Here is a 24100-nt window from a genome sequence, read left to right on the forward strand (position 1 = left end):
ACCCTTCACAATTGTGGGTATACTGCCCCCACTTAAAGTTTCATTGAATGACGAGAATGGTATGTCTGATAGAAAACACATTGAAGAGTTCGACCTTCTTTTAATTGCGAACCAAATCATCCAAGAGCACGATGACTACATTGAAGGCATGCGCGCAACAAGTGTAGAAGAAAAAGACGGTGTTTTGGTGTTTAAAGGTGAGTACTTCTTAGATGAAAAAGGTCTGCCGACAACCAACACTACTGCGGTTTTCAATATGTTTAAGTACCTAGCGCACCACCTTTCAAAAGAGTTCACATTGAACAAGTAAGCGCTTCAAATTCCAATAAAAAAGCCAGAGTCTCTACTCTGGCTTTTCACTTTCAATAAGGCGAATTAGCAGCTTAGTGCCTTTAACTTATCGAAGTAATCTGGGAAGGTCTTTGACGTACATTTAGGGTCGTTAATCGTCACTGGAGTATCACTCAGTGCCACTAATGAAAAACACATCGCCATGCGGTGATCATCGTAAGTATCAATCGCTGCGTGCGTAAGCTTAGGGACTGGTTTCACGATGATGTAGTCCTCACCCTCTTCCACCTCAGCACCGACTTTACGAAGCTCAGTCGCCATCGCTGAAAGGCGATCCGTTTCCTTTACGCGCCAGTTGTATACATTGCGAATTGCGGTTGTACCTTCAGCAAAAAGCGCTGTCGTTGCAATAGTCATTGCTGCATCAGGGATATGGTTATAATCCATATCGATGCCTTTTAACTGACCAACACGAGAAATGACGTAATCATCACCCCATTCGATTTCTGCACCCATTTTTTCAAGTGCATCAGCGAATTGGATATCTCCCTGAATGCTGTTCTTACCAATACCGGTTACTTTTACTTCACCACCCTTGATGGCAGCTGCGGCCAAAAAGTAAGAAGCAGAAGAAGCATCACCTTCCACCAAAAAATCACCCGGAGCGATATATTGCTGACCAGCTGGAATCACAAACTCTTGGTAATCATTGTTGATTACGTTGACACCAAACTGCTTCATAATATGGAGTGTAATGTCGATGTATGGTTTAGAAACCAACTCACCGTCAATATTGATGCGAATCTCACCATCAGCCAGCGGTGCTGACATTAAAAACGCTGTCAGAAATTGGCTAGAGATTGAACCATCAATCGATACAGAGCCAGACTTAAGTCCAGTACCAGTGATTTTCAGCGGTGGGTAGTTTTCGTTCTCTAGATATTCGACGTCAGCGCCTGCTGCTTTTAAGGCTGTCACTAGGTGACCAATTGGGCGTTCTTTCATGCGAGGTTCGCCAGTAAGAACGTATTCACCTTCACCTAAGCACAAGGCTGCTGCCAATGGGCGCATTGCTGTACCTGCGTTACCCAAAAATAGCTCAACAGGTTCAGAAACAGAAAATGGACGACCAAGCCCCTCTACAACACATTCTGTCTTGTCTTCAGACAACTGATACTGAACACCAAGCTTAGTCAGAGCGTTCAACATGTGGCGAATATCATCGCTGTCGAGAAGGTTGGTCAACCGAGTCGTGCCTTTTGCTAGAGCGGCAAGAAGCAAAGCTCGATTGGAAACGCTTTTTGATCCAGGAAGGTTCACTTCCCCTTGAATTTTATTGATAGGTTGTAACGTTAGGCTTTCCATTAAAAGTTGTTAATCCTTTGTGCTCTCACTTCACAATTTTTGAGAGCTAAACAATTCTTCGTGAATTCAGACTAACGAAAAAGCCACCACAAAACCAGAGCAAATCTACGCTAATTTTTGAATAATTAGTCAACTTCGTTTTTGCAGTACAAACATATACCCAAGTGACTTCAAGATGCATGGTTCAGACCGTTGTCATTGACTCGAGAGCAAAGAAAACAACGCAGTGTATTGGTTGCCAACTTTTGGCTTGGCTCCACTGAACCTTCAAATCCTAACCACGCTAACAAACCAAGCCATTGTCGCTACCCCAAACATCTCGAGGTTACTTAGAAATATCTAATACGCAATATCAACCCTGACACCATCATCAAAATACAGAATGCGTACATCATCACCACGGTTAAACAGCATACTATTATCAACGTCTTGAATGACGTTGATAAGTTTGTTGCCATCAACCTTAATTAGCAGCTCAACCAATTTATACTCAACCGTGTATTCGTAGTTATTTCGATTTCGAACGACTGCGGCCCCCGCGAGTGCGCCCACGGCAGTTGCGACTTCTCTACCTGTGCCACCACCAAATTGGTTGCCAACTAGACCACCAATTGTGGCACCAAGAAGCGTTTCCCAACCGTTACTTTGTGATTGCTTTACTTCTTGTTGAGTTATGTATCGCACAGAATCGACTTTGCCATACACCACTTGATTGACTGGTTTTGCTACATTTCTTTCATAAGCTGCATTGGCGAAAAATGGCAAAAACAGTATGATCCATGCCCATCGTTTTATATTAAGTCTTTCTCTGCTCATAATAAGCTCCTATAGGCTCTGATGTTGGTAAACTTCTCTTTATGGCTATCTATTTAACTGAACTTGATGATTCGCTCTCTTTTCCATCTCCCTATGATGCGCTGAGCGATCCAAACGGTTTATTGGCGTTTGGTGGCGACCTTAACCCCGACCGCATCCTATGTGGCTATCAACAAGGCATTTTCCCTTGGTATGGTCCCGGAGAGCCAATTCTCTGGTGGAGTCCATCACCACGAGCTGTTTTCGATCCTTTGACCTTTACGCCTTCCAAGAGTTTGAAAAAGTTTCAGCGTAAACAACAGTATAAAGTAACGTTAAACAACGCAACCGAACGTGTCATTCAGTTTTGCTCTTCCACCCGCCCTGCGGAAGAGACTTGGCTCAATGACGAGATGCAAGCTTCTTATATCGAGCTTGCAAAGCGTGGTCATTGTCACTCAGTAGAAGTATGGCACGACGATCAATTAATTGGCGGTCTATATGGTATTAGCGTCGGTCGACTTTTTTGTGGTGAGTCGATGTTTAGCCTCAAAGACAATGCTTCAAAAATCGCATTGTGGTATCTGTGCGAACACTTGGCGTCAAATCAAGGTCAATTGATTGATTGTCAGGTGATGAACCCACACCTAGCATCGCTTGGTGCATTTGAACTCCAACGCGACGATTTCATACAAAAACTACTATCTTTAAGAGATAAGAAAACCGATTTGGGCACGTTTGAGCCACAGATTTTGCAGGGCGCGGTATCATGAGCACAGATCTCCAACATATTCGTATTGGGTTAACCAACAACCATCCATGCAGCTATTTACCTGAGCGTGAAGAGCGTGTGGCAGTAGCTCTTGATGCTGATTTGCATACAGAGCAAAGCTATCAAGTATTGATGGCTAATGGTTTCCGCCGCAGTGGAGACACCATTTACAAGCCGCATTGTCAGCACTGTAGTGCTTGTCAACCAATCCGAATCGCAGTACCGGATTTCGTAGCATCCAAAAGCCAGAAACGTTTGCTAAACAAAGGAAAGGCACTGCATTGGGAGATGAAACCTGAGCTCGATTCAAATTGGTTTGAACTCTACAGCCGTTATATTTGCGAACGGCACCAAAATGGTACTATGTATCCACCTCGGGAAGACGAGTTCGCGCGATTTGCTCAAACAACATGGTTAACGACTGGCTTTCTTCATGTTTATGATGACGAAGCGCGCCTAGTAGCCGTTGCTGTCACTGATATTATGGAGCATTGTGCGAGTGCGTTTTACACCTTCTTTGACCCAGATTATCCTTTGTCTCTCGGGACCTTAGGCGTGCTTTTCCAGCTAGAATACTGCCGACAGCACAACAAACATTGGCTGTATCTAGGGTATCAAATCGATGAATGTCCGGCGATGAACTACAAAACTCGCTTTCAGAGACACCAAAGGCTAGTAAATCAGCGTTGGCAAGGGTAGAATACGCCCCAACTTTACATAATTACTGTTTAGCGGCAAAATTAGCCCGCTAATACCGCCTAATTTCTAAAGAGGATTAAATGGCTAAAGAAGACGTAATTGAGATGCAAGGCACTGTGCTTGACACTCTACCAAACACTATGTTCCGCGTTGAACTTGAAAACGGTCACGTTGTGACTGCACATATCTCTGGCAAGATGCGTAAGAACTACATCCGTATCCTTACTGGTGATAAAGTAACTGTAGAGATGACTCCATACGACCTATCTAAAGGCCGCATCGTCTTCCGTGCTCGTTAATCTCTGATTTTCGAATACAATAAAAAACGGAGCTCGTAGCTCCGTTTTTTATTGCTTGTCATTTGCTTTAAAAACCAGTCTGGCTTTGGGAATTCAATTCACGCTACAAGCTATACTCAAGTGACTTCAAGTTACAGGATTCAAAGCGTTATCATTGATTCTCTGTTTACCGAAAGTAAGCAAGGAAGACAATGAAGCGAAATAGCCAGCGTTTCAAATAGTTGCCTGCCTTCAAATCAAGTCATTCTCGCTGAACAAAGCTCATTGAGGTTAATTGAGAATATATAGCAGGCATAAAAAAGCGCACGACTAAGCGCACGCTTTTAGAAAAAAAATAAGACCTAAGCTTAGTGAAGCGCAGCTTCTTTCTCACTTAAGTACTCAAACTTAAGCTCGTCTTTCACCAACGTAACTTTCACTGTACCACCGTCAACCAGTGATCCAAATAGAAGTTCATTCGCCAAAGGTTTCTTAAGCTGCTCTTGGATAACACGTCCCATAGGGCGAGCTCCCATCGCTTTGTCGTACCCTTTGTGAGCCAACCAATGACGCGCATCTTGCGATACTTCCATCGACACACCACGAGCGTCCAGCTGCACTTGTAGCTCCACGATGAACTTATCAACCACTTGATGGATAACCGTTTCATCTAGGCTATTGAACCAAATGATATTGTCTAGACGGTTACGGAACTCAGGGGTAAATACCTTTTTGATTTCCGCCATCGCATCATGACTGTTGTCTTGTTGGATAAGACCGATCGATTTCTTCTCAGTTTCAGCTACACCTGCGTTCGTGGTCATTACAAGGATCACGTTGCGGAAGTCCGCTTTGCGACCGTTGTTGTCCGTTAGCGTACCGTTATCCATCACTTGCAGTAGCAAATTAAAGATATCCGGGTGTGCTTTTTCAATCTCATCAAGCAGCACGACCGAATGAGGATGTTTAATCACCGCATCCGTCAATAGACCACCTTGGTCGTAGCCAACATAACCAGGAGGCGCACCAATCAAGCGACTGACCGAGTGACGCTCACCATATTCAGACATATCAAAGCGCAGTAGCTCAATGCCTAGCAGTTTAGAAAGCTGAACGGTAACTTCTGTTTTACCAACGCCTGTTGGACCTGCAAACAGGAATGAGCCAACAGGTTTGTTATCCACACCAAGACCAGCACGAGATAGCTTGATTGCTTCTGACAGTGCATCGATTGCCGTATCTTGACCGAACACAAGCATCTTCATCTTGTCATCCAGATTCTTCAGAATGTCTTTATCTGAAGATGATACTGATTTCTCTGGAATACGTGCCATCTTAGCGACCATCGCTTCGATGTCTGCAACACCAACGGTCTTCTTACGGCGGCTTGCTGGCGCTAGACGACTGCGGGCGCCTGCTTCATCAATAACGTCGATTGCTTTGTCTGGCAAGTGACGCTCGTTGATGTACTTCGCTGACAGCTCTACCGCTGCACGCAGCGCTTTGTTGGTATAACGTACTTCGTGGTGCGCTTCATACTTAGGTTTCAAACCAATTAGGATTTTGGTTGTATCGTCCAGAGAAGGCTCTACCACATCGATCTTTTGGAAACGACGGGACAATGCACGCTCTTTCTCAAAGATGTTGCTGTACTCTTGGTACGTCGTTGAACCGATACAACGCAACTTACCACTACTTAGTAGAGGCTTGATCAGGTTAGCGGCATCGACTTGACCACCAGAAGCGGCACCCGCACCGATGATGGTATGAATTTCATCGATAAACAGGATCGCGTCTTCTTCTTTCTCTAGCTGCTTTAACACAGACTTAAAGCGCTTCTCGAAATCACCACGGTATTTAGTACCAGCGAGTAAAGAACCAATGTCCAGTGAGTAAATCACACTGTTTTGAATCACTTCAGGAACCTGCCCCTCAACGATTCTCCAAGCGAGACCTTCGGCAATCGCCGTTTTACCTACGCCAGCTTCACCCACAAGTAATGGGTTATTTTTGCGGCGGCGACAAAGTACTTGGATTGTACGCTCTAGCTCTTTATCACGACCAATAAGAGGGTCGATATTACCGGCTTTTGCAACTTGGTTTAGATTTGTAGCAAAGCTTTCTAAACGTTCTTCTGGGTTGGTTTCTTCAGGCGCTTCCGAGCCAAAAGAATCGGACGAAGAAGAGTCTTCGCTTGAACCAGAAGCTTTGGTAATACCATGAGAGATAAAGTTAACGATATCCAAACGAGAGATATCATTCTTTTTCAGCAGATAAGCGGCGTGAGACTCTTGCTCACTAAAAATAGCAACAAGAACGTTTGCCCCGGTCACTTCGCTTCGACCAGACGACTGAACATGGAAGACGGCGCGTTGAAGTACACGCTGGAAACTCAATGTCGGCTGGGTTTCGCGCGTCTCATCGCTTTCTGGGATGAGCGGCGTTGTTTGGTCGATAAAAATATCGAGTTCGTTACGCAAAGCATCAAGGTCCGCTTTGCAGGCTAGAAGGGCTTCCTTAGCTGCATCATTCTCCAATAATGCAAGTAGGAGGTGTTCGACAGTCATGAACTCGTGGCGTTTGTCACGTGCACGAGCGAATGCACCGTTAAGGCTTGACTCTAGTTCTTTATTTAGCATAAGTACCTCCCGAAAGAACAACTTTGGTTGCTCGAGCAAGTCTTCTTATTACGCTTGCTCCATAGTACATAGTAGCGGATGCTCATTTTCCCTTGAGTACATCGTCACTTGCGCTACTTTTGTTTCGGCAATTTCTGCACTGTATGTGCCACAAATTGCCTTTCCTTCATAGTGAATCTTGAGCATGATTTGCGTTGCTTTATCAATATCATGTGAAAAGAATCGCTCAAGCACCTCTATGACGAAATCCATAGGTGTATAGTCATCATTATTGAGTACAACGTTGTATAGCTTTGGCGGCTGAACTTTTGTACTTTCTCGCTCCAGAAGATCTGAGTCTGGAGTCACCCATTCAAAATTTTTACTCATGGCAATTCAAAGATATCGTATCAAAGGGTTGATGTTTTCGACCTATAAAAACAATCTACCATAAGCATGCCGTGCGGTGTAGTGAGATATGACACCTAATTCGATTTTGATAGATAAAATTTGCGTCCTCATATAGAGACTAATGCACCTCCGGCAGGCGCGCAAATAAAAGATTTTTATCTCTTAGAACGGTTATTTTTTGCTGTTAGAACTATCAATTTTTGCTCTGTTTCCATATAACCGATAAACATTCTTAAACTGCCAAGATCACACTTACAACGGAAAAGTCGCTAAATATCACGAAAACATCACTTTTTATTCATTTAGTAGAATCTTCTAATGTACACACTTGGTTTAGAATGCCTTCGCTCTATTTCAATACCTTGCAGACCTTTTATCTAAACTTCGGCGAACCACCTCGATTGAGTTTGCAAAATTGTTAATCTCAAAAGTGATTTGTTTTCAAATATGTTTCTTAATGTTGTCTTTCACTATTGACTGACGAGATTCATTGACTACAGTGGAAAGTGTTGATGCATAAATCCTCATTCTGAATTTGTTGGATTTCTAACAATTTGATGAATGTGGATGTGCACACTCGACGTGTGTTAGCAATTACTAGCATAGCAAGGCTAACAATGAGACCAAGCTGAAGGGATGGCTTGGGTGAAGTAACAACATCAGTAAAAAATGCATGAGGGATGTAAAAGCATGGCTACAGGTACAGTAAAGTGGTTTAACAACGCCAAAGGATTTGGGTTTATTTGTTCAGACGAAGAGGAAGGAGACATTTTCGCCCACTACTCAACTATCCAAATGGACGGTTATCGTACACTGAAAGCAGGCCAACAAGTCTCATACGAGATTGAAAAAGGTCCAAAAGGTTCACACGCAAGCAGCGTTGTTCCAATAGAAGGCCAAGCCAAATAAATAGAGCGCTGTCGGAAAGACAAATCATTTGCTCTCGTAGAAGCACACGAGCTTTTATGAAGAGAAAAATAAACCCGCGTAAAGCGGGTTTATTGTTTCTATAGGTCTACCGAAGTAGCGTGTACAAGATTATTTATTGATAATAGCGTTCAGCGTTGCGCTTGGACGCATCAATGTAGACGCTAGAGAATCATCAAGAGAGTAGTAACCACCTAGCTCGCCTTTTACACCCTGCGCGTTGTTTAGCTCAGACACAATCGCTTCCTCTTTCTCTGCCAACGCTTTTGCGACAGGGGCAAACTCTGCTGCAAGATCCGCGTCTTCTGTTTGCTCAGCCAATGCTTTCGCCCAGTACGATGCTAAGTAGTAATGGCTACCACGGTTATCCAACTCACCTACTTTACGAGAAGGTGATTTATTTTCGTCTAAGAACTCGCCTGTTGCTTTATCAAGAGCGTCAGCAAGAACTTGAGCCTTCGCATTGCCCGCCACAGAGCTTAGGTGCTCTAGAGAAGCTGCCAGCGCAAGGAACTCACCTAGAGAATCCCAACGTAAGTGGTTTTCTTTTTCAACTTGCTGAACGTGCTTAGGTGCCGAACCTCCTGCTCCCGTTTCAAATAGACCACCACCGTTCATTAGCGGAACGATAGATAGCATCTTCGCTGAAGTACCAAGCTCCAAAATTGGGAACAAATCGGTCAGGTAATCACGCAATACGTTACCCGTTACAGAAATGGTATCTAGACCTTCTTTGATACGCTCTAGAGAGAATTTACATGCATCGATTGGCGCAAGGATCTTAATTTCTAGACCTGAAGTGTCGTGTGCTGGAAGGTAGGCATTCACTTTTTTGATAAGTTCTGCATCATGAGCACGCGCTTCATCAAGCCAGAACACAGCCGGCGCACCCGAAGCACGAGCACGAGTTACCGCAAGTTTCACCCAATCTTGGATTGGCGCATCTTTGACCTGACACATACGGAAGATGTCACCTTCTTCTACTTCTTGCTCAAGAAGAACCGCACCAGAAGCATCTACAACACGTACTGTACCTGCTGCATCTAAAATGAATGTCTTATCGTGTGAACCGTATTCTTCAGCTTTCTGAGCCATTAGACCTACGTTTGGTACGCTACCCATAGTTGTTGGGTCAAATGCACCATGTTCTTTACAAAAATCGATAACCGCTTGGTAAATACCTGCATAGCTACGATCTGGAATCATTGCTTTAGTATCTTTCTGTTTGCCGTCTGGTCCCCACATTTGACCAGATGCACGCAGCATTGCTGGCATAGAAGCATCAACGATGATGTCACTTGGTACGTGCAGGTTGGTAATACCGCGATCTGAGTCAACCATCGCGAGTGCTGGTTGTGTTTCGTATACCGCAAGGATCGCCGCTTCGATTTCCGCTTTTTGTTCAGCAGGTAGCGCATCGATCTTCGCGTATACGTCACCGATACCATTGTTTACATCAACGCCTAGCTCTTCGAATAGCTTGCCGTATTTCGCAAACACGTCTTTGTAGTAAACCTTAACAGCATGACCAAAGATAACTGGATCCGATACCTTCATCATGGTCGCTTTCATGTGTAGAGAGAGCAGAACGTCTTGCTGCTTTGCTTCTGCAATTTCCTTCTCAAAGAACTCAACAAGCGCTTTCTTGTTCATTACCGAACAATCGATCACTTCTTTGTCTTGTAAAGGGAACGCCGATTTAAGTTCTTTCACCGAACCATCTGCAGCGACAAATTCAATTTTTACGTCAGTAGCACCAGAAACGGTTACCGATTTTTCACTACCGAAGAAGTCGTTGTCTGCCATGCTTGAAACATGAGATTGAGAATCCGCTGACCATGCACCCATTGAGTGTGGGTTCTTCTTCGCGTAATTCTTTACTGAAAGTGGCGCACGACGGTCTGAGTTACCTTCGCGTAGAACCGGGTTAACCGCACTACCTTTGATTTTGTCGTAAGTCGCTTTAATCGCTTCTTCTTCGTAAGTGCTCGGCTCTTCTGGGTAGTTTGGTAACTCATAGCCTTTTGCTTGCAGCTCTTTGATAGCAGCTTTTAACTGCGGGATAGATGCAGAAATGTTTGGAAGTTTGATGATGTTTGCTTCTGGTGTTTTCGCCAACTCGCCAAGTTCTGCTAGCGCGTCACCGATGCGCTGTTCTTCTTTTAAATGCTCTGGGAAGTTAGCGATGATACGACCTGCTAACGAAATATCACGAGTATCTACATTAATGCCAGACGATGCAGTAAACGATTGAATGATTGGTAGTAATGAATAGGTTGCTAACGCCGGGGCTTCATCAGTGATTGTGTAGATAATTGTAGGTTTTTCTGTAGGCATGAAATTTCCCTATTTTTTACTCAACTAAGCTGAACAACTCAGCAACTGAGTTCGTTGAATTTACGCATTGCTTAACGTTAGTAGTGCATTCCTCCTCACCAACGTGACATGCGGTTTGCACTCTTTCTTATAGTTTGAAGCTCTATGGCTCTCTATCCATGAGTGCACTTTGTGCCAAGTTTGCTTTCATGAAGTTCTTTTGCAAAAACACCTCTCTAAAAGCAACTTGGCTATATCATTAAACAAATAACACGAAATAGTCTATTATTCTGTGCGCTTTTGTTAGTTTTAGGCGCGCAAATGATAGCCGATAAGAAGAAAACTTAAAACTTTCAAACACAGTTCATTTACATTTTTGCAAGGTAGTTAACATGTCATCTCGCACGGGTCATGAAAAAGGTCGCCGTAGTAACCACTCTAAACCGAGCCATTTTAAACGCTCAGGCAAGTCAAACCATTCAAATGGACAGGCGAAAAATCGACCAGGGCGCTCTACCCGTTCATCAAAGTCAACAAAACCACGCATTACACCAGAAGACCGTAAGGTGATCATCTTCAACAAACCTTATGATACGTTGAGCCAATTTACCGATGGAGATGGTCGTAAAACGTTAGCGGATTACATCCCTGTCAAAGATGTATACGCGGCAGGACGGTTAGATAGAGATAGCGAAGGTCTGATGGTGCTAACAAATGATGGCATCTTGCAAGCAAAGTTGACACAACCTCAATCAAAGTCGCCAAAAACTTACTGGGTACAAGTAGATGGAGCACCTAATGAAGAGGACTTGGAAAAACTTCGTAAAGGTGTTGAATTGAAAGATGGCATGACATTACCAGCAAAAGTAGAAGTGATGCCTGAACCAAAGATCTGGGATAGAAATCCGCCCGTTCGGTTTAGAGCTAATATTCCTACAACTTGGCTAGCAATTACGATCATTGAAGGTCGAAATCGCCAAGTACGACGAATGACAGCACATATTGGCTTCCCGACACTGCGTTTAGTACGTTACTCCATGGGTGATATTGCGCTTGACGACTTGAAGCCGGGAGAATGGCGAGAAGTCACTCTCTAAGCTCGTCTAAGCTCGCACATCAAAAAACACCCACATCAAAAAATATAAAAAGCAGGTCAAGACCTGCTTTTTATATTTTTGTCATCACCAATAATATTTATTGTTGAGCAACCCACTTCATGAATGCCTGACGTTCTTCGTCTGTCATTTCTAGGTAGGCAATCTTCGCTTTTGTTACCGGTGATTTTACTCTTTGCGCGCTTTTGCTAGTTGCCGTTACAGCCGTCGCTGCTTGTAGCTCAGACAATTCGACTCTCTTACCGTTAGCAAAGAAAACGCCATTAGCTTCATTGTATTCCGCTAGTTGCTCATCTAGGTTTGAGTAAGGGAACGCACCTTTCTCACCTGGCATTTTATATTGCGAGTAATCAATTGACTTATCGTTGAAACTTACTTTCCAGTCCATTTTGTCTTGTTCGAACAGCTTGTCTGCCTGACGTTTTTCTCTAAAAGATGGCGCATCAATATAAAGCTCACCCGCACCAGAGCTAAAGCCAAGAATATACGGTGCAGAGTAAACTTGAGTACGCTTATCACCGCGCCCAATAGCTTTGTTTACTTTTACAACTACTTGGTTAGAGCCATCAACAAGACCAAACGGTTCACTCAAATCATCCGCACTAACGCCATTTACAAACAGCACTTGAACGCCTTGAGCGGTAGTTAAGGTTGCTGAAGTATCAGCTTTATTTGTTGTGTCTGCGTTCGCTGTTGTACCAAACAACCCAAGCACAAATGCTACAGTCCAAGCTTTTAGTCTCATATCCTAATAACCTTAAAATTCAATTAATTACATCAAAAGAGTTAAATATCGCTTACGATTCATCACAGTTTGAGGAAATCATTGCTGAAAAGCCAATCATTTCTACATCATTGACTGTAGATAATTGGTAAGCGCATTCAAGTCTCAAAAATCTTCATGTACTCACTTAGTCCATGCTTTCAGGAGCCTAAGGAGATGCAAGCTTTTAATATAAAAAAGGCCGCAATAAATGCGACCTTTACTATATCTACTTAAGTTCTAAAATTAGAACGTGTAGTAAACACCAGCAACAACTAGGTCAGCTTCTTTCTTAGAAACGTTTTTCTCGTCGTTTTCGCTTGCAGTGTATTCGATGAACGTTAGAACGTTACCAGTTACAGCGTAGTCAGCACCAAACGTGTAGTAAGACTGGTCGTGGTCGCCTTCGTACTCAGTGAAACCAAATGAAGTGTAAACGCGTGCTTCGTTCATTTGGTAAGCAGCTACTGCAGACCATGTATCTTGGTCAGCTTTGTTTAGCTCTTCAGCAACGTAGTTAACTGCAGCAGAGAAGTTATCCATGTTGAAGCGAACAGCTGCACCCATTACTTGGTAATCAGTACCAGCAACGTCACGGTTCTCTTGATCTTGGTAAGAAGCACCAACAGTGAACATGTCGTTGATTGCGTATTGTGCAGATAGACCGAATGCAGTATCGATTTTCTCGTTTTGATCTAGGTATGCATCAGCGATAACAGTTAGCTTGTCGAAGCTACCTTTAACTGAAACAGCGTGACCAGCACTTTCTTTTGATTTTACGAAATCATCAACGTAACCAAGACCTTCGTTAGTGTTGTCGATAGTGATTGCGTCTAGAGAGTCGCCGAAATCACCAACTTCACCTAGAGCCACACCCCAGTTGTCACCGAAGTAAGCACCGAAGTATAGGTCATCTGTACGTACGCGAGCGTGGTCAGAGCTGCTGTCTTTATCGAAGAACTCGCCGTTTTCTAGTTCAAATGAACCGAATACTTTGATGTCTTCGTTTAGTTTGTGCTCTGCATCGATTTGGATTTTAGCCCATAGGTCAACGTCTACGTCACGCTTAACTGTAGTTTTGCCGTTTTCTTTGCCTTCTACAGTACTTACGTAAGTATCGATCTCACCCTTAAGGTTGAAAGAAGTTGTACCGTTGTCGTAGATGTTGCCTGCTGCTAGTGCAGACGTAGAGATGCCTGCTACTGCAAGAGCTACTAGAGTCTTTTTCATAATTAATCCACTGCCTTTTCTTAGATTGGGATATCCTTTCCGATTCCCTTTTTTATATTTTTGAGGTCGCTTGTTATCAAATCGCAACAATGCTTTACCTGCAAAATCTGGGCACTAGAGTGCAAAAGATTATTCTGGCTGTCAAATTTTCTAAATCACAACATCAAAAAACAAAAAAATCTTTATTTTACAGCAACATAGAAATTTAAGTTTCAATTATTCGATGAAGTTCTAAACAATCGACTTGATTTTTCTTAATTTAGCAAAAGATAAACAAAAGAGATAAACAACCTTACAACAACAAAAAACCGAATTAATTTAGAATAAAATTCTGGTCAAATGGTATTTTTGAAGCTTTATATTTTTCACCTAATGAAATTATTTTCATTTAGATTGAGTTCAATATTTTTTTGTGAACAAGATCTACATTCCACATAAAAGCATTCCGTTTTGTGAACTACAGTACAACTAGTGATGTGTGCTACTATGCGCGCCCCACGCGTTTGAGGCACTTATGCTAACTAGTAACATCCAAAAATCGATCAGAACCAGCTACCAGAACTTACAAGCTCAACTGGATAACTTTGTACCTCGAAGAGCGCAAAATTACCTAGTCGCAGAAATTGCTAAGACGTTGTGCGGGCAATACCACAAATCGAATAGAATGCTTGTTGCAGAAGCAGGAACAGGGATCGGTAAGTCATTGTCATATCTGATGGCAGTTATTCCCGTGGCAGTCTACAACAACCGAAAAGTCGTGATTTCGACTGCAACAGTCGCGTTGCAAGAACAGTTGGTGAATAAAGATCTCCCATTATTTCGTCGTATTACCGACCGAGAGTTTTCTTTTATTCTGGCAAAAGGGCGCCAACGTTATTGCTGCGCGGAGAAACTCGCAACGGCAAGTGGTGTCGATGGCGGACAACTTGCCATGTTTGAGACTAAGCCAAAAAAGAAAGACATTGATTTGTTGGAAACCATGTACAGTTCTCTTGCTCAAGGCAAATGGGATGGCGACCGCGACTCCTGGCCAAAACCTATTGATGACCATATCTGGCAATTGATTGTCAGTGACAAGCACAGCTGTAATAACAGCCTACCAGCTCATCGTAACTGCCCTTTCCAAAAAGCACGTTCAGAACTGGATAAAAATGATGTCATCATCGCAAACCATTCATTAGTAATGGCAGACGCCGATCTGGGTGGTGGCGTAATTCTGCCCGAGCCGGAAAATACTATTTATGTCTTTGATGAGGCGCATCATCTTCCGCACGTCGCACGAGACCACGCTTCCGCATCTGCAAGCTTAAAAGGAGCGGCAGCTTGGTTAGAAAAACTCAATCAGTCCACCAGCAAATTCTCATCATTGGCAGACGAGAAACGCGTCGCACGCTTTCGCAACGACTTGCAGGAGTCGGTACAAGAACTCATTCCCGCGCTTAGCCAATTAACAAAGCAATTTGACCCAAACCAATTTGAAGAAAACATCTATCGCTTTGAACATGGCGAACTTCCAACTTGGTTAGAAAATCAATCTAAAGATTTAAAACAGCTCAGTAAAAAAGCAAACCAAAGTGTCGCGAAAATTGCGGATTTGATTGCTGAGCGAGTAAAAGACGGGGAACTTTCTTCAAGGTTAGCAGAGCCAGCTCTGGCTGAATTGGGGTTCTACATTCAGCGCTTAGAAAATCTTGCTCAAGTTTGGAACTTGATGGCAGAGCCAACACGAGAAAAAGGGGCACCGTTAGCAAGGTGGCTTGAGAAGCACCCAGATCGTGAAGGTGACTATATTGTGAGCGTTTCACCTTTGGAAATCGGCTGGCAACTTGATCAACAAATCTGGAGTCGTTGTATCGGTGCGGTATTAGTCTCTGCTACGATGCGTGCACTGAATTCATTCCATTACTTTTGCCATCAAGTGGGAGTAGACGCAAAACCTGAGTCAGGTACGCAGTTTTTAGCCTTGGCGTCACCGTTTGATTATCAGAACCAAGCGGAGCTTTTAATCCCTGCGATGAAGTATGAACCTCAAGCGCCACAGTTTACCGAATATCTTATTGAAATTTTGCCTAAGTATTTAGAAGACAACAAAGCGAACTTGGTATTATTCTCGTCATATTGGCAGATGAACCAAGTCGCAGATGCTCTAAGTGCTGATTTTGTAAAACGAGGCTGGGCACTGCAAGTACAAGGCGAAAGTTCACGTGCAGAAATTCTAAAAAAACATAAAAAGCTCGTCGACCAACAGAAAACCAGTATTCTCTTTGGCACGGGTAGCTTCTCGGAAGGTCTTGATTTACCAGGAGAGCTATTGGAAAACTTGGTCATTACTAAGATTCCTTTTGGTGTCCCTACCTCACCCGTAGAGCAAGCGCACTCAGAGTACATAGAAAAGAAAGGGGGCAACCCATTCATGCAAATTACTGTGCCTGATGCGAGCAAAAAACTGATTCAAAGTGTCGGTCGTTTACTGCGCAAAGAGCGCGATTCTGGTAGAGTGACCATCCTTGATAGACGTTTGATAACAAAACGCTACGGGCAAGCCTTAATTGACTCGTTGCCGCCATTTAAACGCAAGATAGAATATTAGAAGAATAACGATTTATGGAAATGATTGAGCCAACCATGCTGTTGGTTTTGGCGCTCGTCGCTTTTGTTGCTGGATTTATCGATGCGGTTGCAGGCGGTGGCGGTATGCTCACCGTCCCTGCCTTATTGTCATTGGGACTCCCTCCGCACATTGCATTGGGCACAAATAAACTGGCAGCATCGTTTGCCTCTTCTACTGCCGCTTTCACATACTACAAGAAGCGTTTGTTTAAACCACAATGCTGGGGACGAGCGTTTGTGGCGACTCTTGTTGGTGCCACGCTCGGCACATTGTTTGTCGACGCAATCAGTACTGAATGGCTAGAGAAGGTTTTACCTCTCATTATTCTTGCTGCCGCGATGTATACCGTGTTCCATAAAGCTCCACAATCGACTCACCAGAGCCCGACACCCGAACCATGCCCAATGTTGAATAAAAAGCAGTATCTGCAAGGATTCTCAATCGGCTTCTACGATGGTCTAGCCGGACCAGGGACTGGCGCATTTTGGACTGTAAGCTCAATGGCGCTTTATCGGTTGAACATCTTGCTCGCTTCCGGGTTAGCAAAGGCGATGAACTTTACTAGCAACTTCACTTCTCTTGCCACTTTTGCTGTTTTGGGTCATATAAATTGGGTGCTAGGATTAACAATGGGCGTATGTTTAATGGCAGGCGCATTTGTTGGGGCTCACTCTGCAATCCGCTTTGGTTCTAAATTTATTCGCCCTGTGTTTGTTTCTGTTGTCAGCGTATTAGCAATTAAACTCGCTTATGATGCGTGGTTTGTAGGCTTATCATGAACATCAAACAGCTTTCCAATGGTCTAGAACAAATGTCTGAGAAAGCGGCTTCACTTGACCATCAGCGAGGTCATCATGAGGCAATGCTGTTTGATGAACGTCTATTTCGCTGCCGCTCTCGTTTGTTAGTTCCTTGTGTCAATGAAGCAAGAGCGACATTAAACGACATCATCAAGGAGCAAAAAGAAGGTGAGTTAAATGCACAACGAGCAGAATATCTGACTGACCGATTGGTTGCCCAAATCACGGCAATTCAACGCGAAATTTCTATCGCCGAGATACCTAAAGCAAAGCCTAAGAAATCCGCTCGACAAGACAAGTCCCTTGATGCACTAAAACAAGAAGTCGCGCAGCATAAAGAATGGGCTCGTCGCTTGCGCGAGATGGTTATAGAAAAACAACAAATAGTTGCCATTGCTCCAGCTCATTTACACACCGAAGCGCAGAAAGCTGTATTAACCGCAAAACAACGACTGATTCGCTGTGAAGCAGCATTAAGCGAGCTAGAGAAGCAAGTAATCCAAAGAGAGAACAATTGAGCATGTCTGAAGAATCGAAATCACCACTGGATGATGCCCCAGAAGAGATCAAACTAGCTGTCGATTTAATTTACTTGCTAGAAACGAATGAAATCGATCCTAAAATAGCGCTAAAAGCGATTAAGATCGTACAAAGCGATCTTGAAAATAAGATCAACGCAAACTGATAGACAACAAATAGACAAAAAAGAGGAGCGATTTCGCTCCTCTTTGTTTAAGCTGAGTTTACGTTGATACCACGCTATACTTTGAATTGAGACATTAAGGTTTGCTGTTGATCAGAAAGTGAGGTCATCTCGATACCTGCATTTTCCGACGTTTGCGCTTGATTAAGGATTTCTCTGCTCAGATCGCGAATGTTCGCCACACTTTGATTCACCTCATTAGAGACAGATTGCTGCTCTTCTGCCGCTTTTACTATCTGATTATTCATATCACTTATCGCAGCAATTGACTCAAATACTTTCTGTAATTCTTCTACCGCCATATTCACCTGTTGAGAAGAGGATTGCGCACTTTGATTCCCTTCTGTAATGGACTCAACAACCGCTTGCGTGCCCTTTTGAACATTAGCAATGACATCTCGAATTTCACCCACCGAACTTTGAGTTCGACTTGCTAAGCTCCTAACCTCATCAGCCACCACAGCGAAGCCACGACCTTGTTCACCAGCTCGTGCGGCTTCTATTGCTGCATTGAGAGCTAGCAAGTTGGTTTGCTCAGAAATGCCTTCAATAACAGAAAGAATTTCGGTAATGCTGGCGTTGTTCTTCGCTAGCTCTTCTACAACCGGGACGGCATTCATCATGGTTAATAATAGTTTTTGCATCTGAGCTTCAGACGCCAAGATCACTTTCTGACCGTTTTCTGCAGATTCACTCGCCTCACCAGCCGCCTTTACCGCAACTTCGGCATTTTGTACCACCAAAGCCGCTGTTTGCGTCATTTCTTCAGCAGCAGTCGCGACTAAATCAACTTCTTTAAACTGCGCATCACTGCTATTTCGAGTAACGGCTACAACATGTTTTGCATGTTCGGTCTTATCTGCAATTTGTCGAGATGTTTCTGCGACTTCTTTAATCGTTAATTGCAAACGCTCAAGAAATCGATTGAACGCCCTCGCAAGTTGACCAATTTCATCGTCTGTTTTAGCTTCCAAACGCTGAGTTAAGTCTCCTTCCCCTGTCGAAATATCTTCCAAACGAGCGACAACTTCTCGAATCGGCTTCACTAAGGTCTTAGCCAGCAGTCCGGTTGTAATCAGTCCAACAACGACAAGTGCGACACCAACACTTAATTCAATAATAACGCCGTCTTGCATCTTATTGGTAATCAAAGCGTCTAACTGATCCGCATCAGCAAGCACTGCAGAACGAGGCATTTCAAAGATCACACCCCACGTTTGATTCGCTATTTGGATAGGCGAAAAGACCGTCATCCACTCACCAGAGGCATCCCATTCAACCTTGGCTTCACCGCCAAACAATAAATCAGTGAGATTGTCATTAGAAATGGTGGAACTCGAAAAAGGCTGTCCAGGGGAATCAGTGTTACTATCTGACGCTAACAAAGTTCCATCGAGACTGATCATTGATACCTTTCCAGCCCCAGCGAACAAGCTTTGATCAGAATTAATCGCAATGCTCGCTAACTGGTCTAATCGTAGCTCTATACCCAAGAAGCCAATCGGCATACTCTCGACAATGAGCGGAATGGAGATCGATGTTGTTAAGAAGGAACCAGCATCGTTGGTGTTAACCCGCGGCGATGCAATGCAAGTTTGACCAGACGAGAGCGGACAGTAAAAGCGCTCAGCATTGTCATTCTCATTCAAGGCTTGCTCACTTATCGTACTCGCTAACACGTTTTCACCATTGCTCGCTTTGGACCAATAGGTCGCAAACCGACCGACTTCATTAGAACCGACGTAATCGGCACTTCGATAGTTGGCATCTTCACTGTCGAGCATGTCTGGATTAAACACCAGATAAGCCGCTTGTATCGTGTCAAAGCGTAACACTGCCTGACGAATCATTTCATTCAGAGCGGAGCGAAGATCTTCACTACTGCCAAAATTCTCTTCCGAGTTGGTTTTAAAAAACAGCGCATTTGCTGCCAACATTTCAGCGCGGTAAGTCGCTTCATTGAGATACTCAGACACTTCCGTCGCGTTTAATAACGCTCGTGTCTGTAAGAGTTGTTCAGATTTTTCGATAACAGAAGAGCTAGTTTCTCGCTGCAACAACTTTTGGTTACCGAGCGCGTTGTAGACCGAAAAACCAATTAAAGATAAAGAAGTGACGAGCAGGCAAAGCCCGGAGAGTAATGTAATTTTCCACTGCACAGATATGGTTCGCATACAACATCCTTATTCAAGCAAACTCATTTTTGAGACTCATTAAACCATACGCGGGCACAATAGCAATTACATATTTAACAATTCTTTAAACTTATTCCGTTTACATGAGAACCATTTTCAGCTTGCCTTTGCAATGGTAACATCATGCTCAAACACGCCCTCTGAGAAGGATAAAAAATGAAAGTAATTAGCTTTAACATCAATGGACTTCGTGCGCGTCTGCATCAACTCCAAGCCCTCATCGACAAGCACCAACCTGACGTGATTGGTCTGCAGGAAATCAAAGTTCACGACGAAGCCTTCCCTATCGACGATGTAGAAGCAATGGGATACAAAGTTTACTTTCACGGTCAAAAAGCCCATTACGGTGTGGCAATGCTATGTAAACAAGAGCCTATAAGCGTTCAAAAAGGTTTCCCAACCGATAATGAAGAACACCAAAAGCGCATGATCATGGCGACGTTTGAAGATGAAAACGGTGAAAAAGTGACGGTTCTTAACGGTTATTTCCCGCAAGGCGATAACGTTGCTCACGAAACTAAGTATCCATACAAGCGTCAGTTCTACAAAGACTTGATGACTTACCTCAACGATCACCACACTAACGATGAGCAGCTGATTGTCATGGGCGACATCAATATCAGCCCAATCGACGCGGACATCGGTATCGGCGAACCAAACCGTAAACGTTGGCTGAAAACGGGTAAATGTTCTTTCCAACCAGAAGAGCGTGAGTGGTTGCAAACGCTTCTAGATTGGGGCTTTGAAGATACTTTCCGTAACTTACACCCTGAAGTCGATGACCGCTTCTCGTGGTTTGATTACCGTTCGCGTGGCTTCGATGATAACCGTGGTCTTCGTATTGATGTTATTTTGGCCACACCATCACTCGCGGAAAAATGCATAGAATCCGATATTGACTATGAGTTACGAGGCATTGAAAAACCTTCAGATCACGCGCCAATCTGGTCAACCTTCAAGTAGTTCTTACTAACATCGACTAAAAATAAAAAAGAGCGCCAACAAGCGCTCTTTTTTGATGTTTGTATTGTCCTACATGAAGTGGAATTAACAACCCATCTTGTTAGCTCAATGGTCTTAGGTACGCCAAGAAGCGCTTCTCTGCCACTTTGAAGCACCACAAAATAATAAATGTCAGCGCCATGTAGAAGAGTCCCGCTGTCAAGAATGACTCAAATGGCGCGTAGTATCTTGAGTTCACCAAACGTGCTGCACCTGTCAGATCCATAATGGTAATGATGCCGGCGACCGCACTGCCATGAAGCATGAAGATAACCTCATTCGAGTAGGCAGGTAACGCGCGACGCAAAGCACTTGGAAGAATAATGCGACGGTAAGTCATAAACGTACTCATGCCGTATGCCTTAGCTGCCTCTACCTCTCCCTTCGGCAAGCCATTGATTGCCCCGCGAATAATTTCAGCAGTATAAGCGGACGTGTTGAGAACAAACGCCACCAGCGCACAAAACCATGCGTTTTCCCAAAGCGTGTCTTTTACCGGAAAAAACTGGTCCATGCCGTAGTAGATCAGATACAGCTGCACCAACAAAGGAGTGCCTCGGAAAAAGTAAATAAACGCCCATGAAGGCAGGCTTAGTGCGTAGTTTGCACTATTACGTGCAATCGCAAGAGGAATCGATACGGCTAACCCAATCACCAGTGCTAACGCAACAAGCCATACCGTCGTCCACAATCCATCTAGGTAGACCGGGAAACTTTCAATTATCAATGAAAAATCCATGGTTTACCTCGCGTGAATACTAAATTTGCGTTCAACCAACTTAAGTAAGCCTGTTGAAACACTGGTAAAGAACAAGAAGATGATTGCAACCGCCATGTAAAAAGTGAATGGCATTTTGGTTGTACCCGCAGCCAACGAGCTAATGCGCACCATATCTTCCAGACCAATGATGGATACTAACGCGGTCGTTTTCAGTAGAACCAACCAGTTGTTACCAAAGCCTGGTAAAGCATGTCGGATCATTTGAGGCAATAGAATTCTTCGAAACGACATTATCGGGCTCATGCCATAAGCTTTTGCGGCTTCTAGTTCACCCTTGTCTACCGCCATGATAGCGCCACGAAACGTCTCTGCCATGTATGCACCGAAGATAAACCCAATGGTTAAAACACCGGCAATAAAGGGGCTGACATCGATGTAATCTGGCAAATACGAAGTCCACTCATGATTTGGGTCACTTGCAGTAAACCATTCATTGAGTGTTTCATTGATCGAGTAAAGGCTATTGTTAAGTAGAATTTGACCACCAAAGAAGATAAGCATCATCAGAACTAAATCAGGGATGCCACGAATGATGGTGGTATAAAGCGTCGCAACTGCTCTTGCCCACTTGTACGGTGCCAATTTCGCCAATGCACCCAGCATTCCGAGAATGACCGCTAAAAGTAGAGAAAGTATTGCGACTTCGATGGTTACTAGAGCCCCTTTTAAGATCGAGGCTTCATATCCTTGTAGATCCAGCATAGGTGAGTTCCTAATCCCTAAACTCAAAAGATCGACCGTTGGTTACTTCTAGGAACAAGCCAACGGTCGCTTAATTACAGCTTATTCGCCGTAAACGTCGTAGTTAAAGTATTTACCTGCGATTTCTTGATAAACACCTTTTTCACGTAGTGACAAAATAGCTGCATCGAGCTTTTTCGTTAGATCCTTGTCTTGCTTACGAACTGCAATACCAAAACCATCACCAAACCACTTAGGATCCGTTAGTGAAGGACCAACAAATTCATAAGCATCGCCACCAGCTTTGTTTAAAACACCCTCTTCTAGTGCAGACGCATCACCAAGCACTGCCGCAACACGACCGTTTGCAAGATCTAGGTACGCTTCGTCAAATGATCCGTAACGCACGATTTCAACTTTGTCGCCATAGTTATCTGTCAGGTATTTGTCGTGAGTCGTTGCACGCTGCACGGCAATTTTTTGACCATCAAGGTTATCAAAATCTAGGTTTGCACCTTTCTTAGCGATGAACTTGTTTGGAATCAGCGCGTATTTTCCTGTGAAGTCGACTTTCTTCTTACGTTCTTCAGTGATCGACATTGCAGCAATAATCGCATCGTATTTACGAGCAAGTAGAGAAGGAATAATTCCATCCCAATCTTGAGCAACGATCTGACACTTCACTTTCATCTCTTCACAAAGTGCGTTCGCCATATCCACGTCGAAGCCTTTTAGAGAGCCGTCCGTTTCTGTCCAGCTAAACGGAGGGTAAGCGCCTTCAATACCAAAGCGAACGGTTTTCCATTCTTTCGCTTGAGCGACACCAGACACTGCTGTTGCAGCAAGCGTTGCTGCTAATAACCACTTTTTCATTTCCATACTCCTGTGATTGCTTTTATTTGGTTTTGATTGTTGTGCTTATGGGTGGCAAAAGACTGCCACCCAAGAAATATTAGTAGATAGATGAGATAAATTGCTGTAATCGTTCTGAATCTGGGTTTGTAAATAGCTTAGCTGGATCTCCCTGTTCTTCCACTAAGCCTTGATGTAAAAACATCACATGGTTAGATACGTCACGCGCAAATGCCATTTCATGGGTAACGACCAACATCGTTCGCCCTTCATCTGCCAAATCTCGCATTACTCCTAACACCTCACCAACCAACTCAGGATCGAGTGCTGAGGTCGGCTCATCGAACAACATCACTTCTGGATCAACAGCAAGAGCACGAGCAATAGCAGCACGTTGTTGTTGACCTCCGGATAGATGTCCAGGGTAGTAATCTTTACGTTCGTACAATCCCACTTTTTTCAAAAGCAGTTCAGCGTTTTCGATGGCTTGAGCTTTCGGTACGCCAAGCACATGAACTGGTGCTTCAATCACATTTTCTAGAACGGTTAGATGTGACCAAAGATTAAAGCCTTGAAACACCATGGCTAAACGAGAGCGAATGCGCTGAACTTGTTTCTCATTAGCTGGAACTGACTCTCCTGCTCGGTTGTTCTTCATCTGGATAAGTTCACCATTTACCCAAATTTCACCGGCGGTCGGAGTTTCAAGAAGGTTAATACATCTAAGGAAGGTACTCTTACCTGAACCGGAAGAGCCGATGATGGAGATAACATCACCTTTATGAGCGGCAAGTGAAATGCCTTTCAAGACTTCATTTTGTCCAAATGTTTTGTGCAGGTCTTTTATATCTAGCGCTGGTACATCATTCATGCGCCTTACTCCCTGTGTTTTTGT

General features: G+C 43.8%; 23 protein-coding genes. 11 read left to right on the forward strand and 12 right to left on the reverse strand.

The annotated features are described in order from the left end of the window. Positions 1 to 61: 61 nt before the first annotated feature. Positions 62 to 310 (forward strand): YciN family protein, encoded by a 249-nt coding sequence (locus tag MHO32_RS02975; protein WP_005450369.1) that lies wholly within the window; start codon positions 62 to 64, stop codon positions 308 to 310. 65 nt (positions 311 to 375) lie between these two features. On the opposite strand, the gene aroA is transcribed toward MHO32_RS02975, so the two are convergent. Together aroA and MHO32_RS02985 are read right to left on the reverse strand one after the other, a co-directional pair. Continuing rightward, on the reverse strand, positions 376 to 1656 hold the full coding sequence (aroA, locus tag MHO32_RS02980; protein WP_005450370.1) for a 3-phosphoshikimate 1-carboxyvinyltransferase: 1281 nt from the start codon (positions 1654 to 1656) through the stop codon (positions 376 to 378). A 339-nt stretch (positions 1657 to 1995) separates the two neighbouring features. After that, positions 1996 to 2472: a glycine zipper 2TM domain-containing protein gene (locus tag MHO32_RS02985; RefSeq protein ID WP_005450372.1), complete on the reverse strand. Its 477-nt coding sequence runs from the start codon at positions 2470 to 2472 to the stop codon at positions 1996 to 1998. A gap of 41 nt (positions 2473 to 2513) precedes the next feature. Between MHO32_RS02985 and aat the strand changes: the two genes are divergently transcribed. From aat to infA, 3 genes are all read left to right on the forward strand, one after another. Further along, positions 2514 to 3224 carry a leucyl/phenylalanyl-tRNA--protein transferase gene (aat, locus tag MHO32_RS02990; protein ID WP_005450374.1) on the forward strand — a complete coding sequence of 237 codons (711 nt, stop codon included), beginning with the start codon at positions 2514 to 2516 and terminating at the stop codon, positions 3222 to 3224. Beyond that, positions 3221 to 3922 (forward strand): arginyltransferase, encoded by a 702-nt coding sequence (locus tag MHO32_RS02995; protein WP_005450375.1) that lies wholly within the window; start codon positions 3221 to 3223, stop codon positions 3920 to 3922. The genes aat and MHO32_RS02995 overlap by 4 nt, the downstream gene beginning before the upstream one ends. Positions 3923 to 4002: 80 nt before the next feature. Beyond that, positions 4003 to 4221 carry a translation initiation factor IF-1 gene (infA, locus tag MHO32_RS03000; RefSeq protein ID WP_001040192.1) on the forward strand — a complete coding sequence of 73 codons (219 nt, stop codon included), beginning with the start codon at positions 4003 to 4005 and terminating at the stop codon, positions 4219 to 4221. Between the two features lie 347 nt (positions 4222 to 4568). Here infA and clpA read toward each other — a convergent pair whose 3' ends face one another. Together clpA and clpS are read right to left on the reverse strand one after the other, a co-directional pair. Next, a complete protein-coding gene (gene clpA / locus MHO32_RS03005) occupies positions 4569 to 6839 on the reverse strand; it encodes an ATP-dependent Clp protease ATP-binding subunit ClpA (protein WP_005449844.1) in 2271 nt (756 codons plus the stop codon). Between the two features lie 48 nt (positions 6840 to 6887). After that, positions 6888 to 7208: an ATP-dependent Clp protease adapter ClpS gene (clpS, locus tag MHO32_RS03010; RefSeq protein WP_005427554.1), complete on the reverse strand. Its 321-nt coding sequence runs from the start codon at positions 7206 to 7208 to the stop codon at positions 6888 to 6890. A 711-nt stretch (positions 7209 to 7919) separates the two neighbouring features. Between clpS and cspD the strand changes: the two genes are divergently transcribed. After that, positions 7920 to 8138, forward strand: a complete 219-nt coding sequence (cspD, locus tag MHO32_RS03015) for a cold shock domain-containing protein CspD (protein WP_005427548.1) — start codon at positions 7920 to 7922, stop codon at positions 8136 to 8138. Positions 8139 to 8267: 129 nt separating this feature from the next. Here cspD and MHO32_RS03020 read toward each other — a convergent pair whose 3' ends face one another. Next, the gene (locus tag MHO32_RS03020; RefSeq protein WP_239210631.1) at positions 8268 to 10493 is read right to left on the reverse strand and encodes an NADP-dependent isocitrate dehydrogenase; all 2226 of its coding nucleotides are present in this window, start codon (positions 10491 to 10493) and stop codon (positions 8268 to 8270) included. A gap of 371 nt (positions 10494 to 10864) precedes the next feature. Between MHO32_RS03020 and MHO32_RS03025 the strand changes: the two genes are divergently transcribed. Further along, on the forward strand, positions 10865 to 11569 hold the full coding sequence (locus MHO32_RS03025) for a pseudouridine synthase (RefSeq protein WP_005449848.1): 705 nt from the start codon (positions 10865 to 10867) through the stop codon (positions 11567 to 11569). A gap of 97 nt (positions 11570 to 11666) precedes the next feature. Here MHO32_RS03025 and MHO32_RS03030 read toward each other — a convergent pair whose 3' ends face one another. Both MHO32_RS03030 and MHO32_RS03035 read right to left on the reverse strand, forming a co-directional pair. After that, positions 11667 to 12332, reverse strand: coding sequence for a DUF2057 domain-containing protein (locus tag MHO32_RS03030; protein WP_038898166.1), 666 nt, complete (start codon positions 12330 to 12332; stop codon positions 11667 to 11669). A 264-nt stretch (positions 12333 to 12596) separates the two neighbouring features. Next, positions 12597 to 13580, reverse strand: coding sequence for a porin (locus MHO32_RS03035; RefSeq protein ID WP_009698301.1), 984 nt, complete (start codon positions 13578 to 13580; stop codon positions 12597 to 12599). A gap of 514 nt (positions 13581 to 14094) precedes the next feature. Between MHO32_RS03035 and dinG the strand changes: the two genes are divergently transcribed. From dinG to rsmS, 4 genes are read left to right on the forward strand one after another with little or no spacing between them, the layout of a single operon-like run. After that, positions 14095 to 16170, forward strand: coding sequence for an ATP-dependent DNA helicase DinG (dinG, locus tag MHO32_RS03040; protein WP_239210632.1), 2076 nt, complete (start codon positions 14095 to 14097; stop codon positions 16168 to 16170). 14 nt (positions 16171 to 16184) lie between these two features. Further along, positions 16185 to 16970 carry a sulfite exporter TauE/SafE family protein gene (locus MHO32_RS03045; protein ID WP_239210633.1) on the forward strand — a complete coding sequence of 262 codons (786 nt, stop codon included), beginning with the start codon at positions 16185 to 16187 and terminating at the stop codon, positions 16968 to 16970. Next, complete coding sequence (locus tag MHO32_RS03050) at positions 16967 to 17509, forward strand: primosomal replication protein (RefSeq protein WP_050936480.1); 543 nt, start codon at positions 16967 to 16969, stop codon at positions 17507 to 17509. The genes MHO32_RS03045 and MHO32_RS03050 overlap by 4 nt, the downstream gene beginning before the upstream one ends. Before the next feature lie 2 nt (positions 17510 to 17511). Further along, a complete protein-coding gene (gene rsmS, locus MHO32_RS03055; protein WP_005449861.1) occupies positions 17512 to 17676 on the forward strand; it encodes a pleiotropic regulatory protein RsmS in 165 nt (54 codons plus the stop codon). Positions 17677 to 17750: 74 nt separating this feature from the next. Here rsmS and MHO32_RS03060 read toward each other — a convergent pair whose 3' ends face one another. Next, entirely contained in the window at positions 17751 to 19868 is a 2118-nt protein-coding gene (locus MHO32_RS03060) for a methyl-accepting chemotaxis protein (RefSeq protein ID WP_239210634.1), read from the reverse strand. A 177-nt stretch (positions 19869 to 20045) separates the two neighbouring features. Between MHO32_RS03060 and xthA the strand changes: the two genes are divergently transcribed. Next, a complete protein-coding gene (xthA, locus tag MHO32_RS03065) occupies positions 20046 to 20852 on the forward strand; it encodes an exodeoxyribonuclease III (RefSeq protein WP_009698305.1) in 807 nt (268 codons plus the stop codon). A gap of 100 nt (positions 20853 to 20952) precedes the next feature. Here xthA and MHO32_RS03070 read toward each other — a convergent pair whose 3' ends face one another. The 4 genes from MHO32_RS03070 to MHO32_RS03085 all read right to left on the reverse strand — a co-directional run bounded on the left by MHO32_RS03070 (position 20953) and on the right by MHO32_RS03085 (position 24076). Continuing rightward, positions 20953 to 21630: an ABC transporter permease gene (locus MHO32_RS03070; protein WP_005446711.1), complete on the reverse strand. Its 678-nt coding sequence runs from the start codon at positions 21628 to 21630 to the stop codon at positions 20953 to 20955. Positions 21631 to 21633: 3 nt separating this feature from the next. Continuing rightward, positions 21634 to 22374: an ABC transporter permease gene (locus MHO32_RS03075; RefSeq protein ID WP_017819029.1), complete on the reverse strand. Its 741-nt coding sequence runs from the start codon at positions 22372 to 22374 to the stop codon at positions 21634 to 21636. An 81-nt stretch (positions 22375 to 22455) separates the two neighbouring features. Next, positions 22456 to 23226: an ABC transporter substrate-binding protein gene (locus tag MHO32_RS03080; protein ID WP_009698306.1), complete on the reverse strand. Its 771-nt coding sequence runs from the start codon at positions 23224 to 23226 to the stop codon at positions 22456 to 22458. A 79-nt stretch (positions 23227 to 23305) separates the two neighbouring features. Continuing rightward, positions 23306 to 24076: an ABC transporter ATP-binding protein gene (locus MHO32_RS03085; RefSeq protein ID WP_005446708.1), complete on the reverse strand. Its 771-nt coding sequence runs from the start codon at positions 24074 to 24076 to the stop codon at positions 23306 to 23308. Positions 24077 to 24100 lie beyond the last annotated feature (24 nt).

The organism is Vibrio sp. MMH1-50, assembly GCF_022347645.1.
Taxonomy (GTDB): Bacteria; Pseudomonadota; Gammaproteobacteria; order Enterobacterales; family Vibrionaceae; genus Vibrio; species Vibrio harveyi.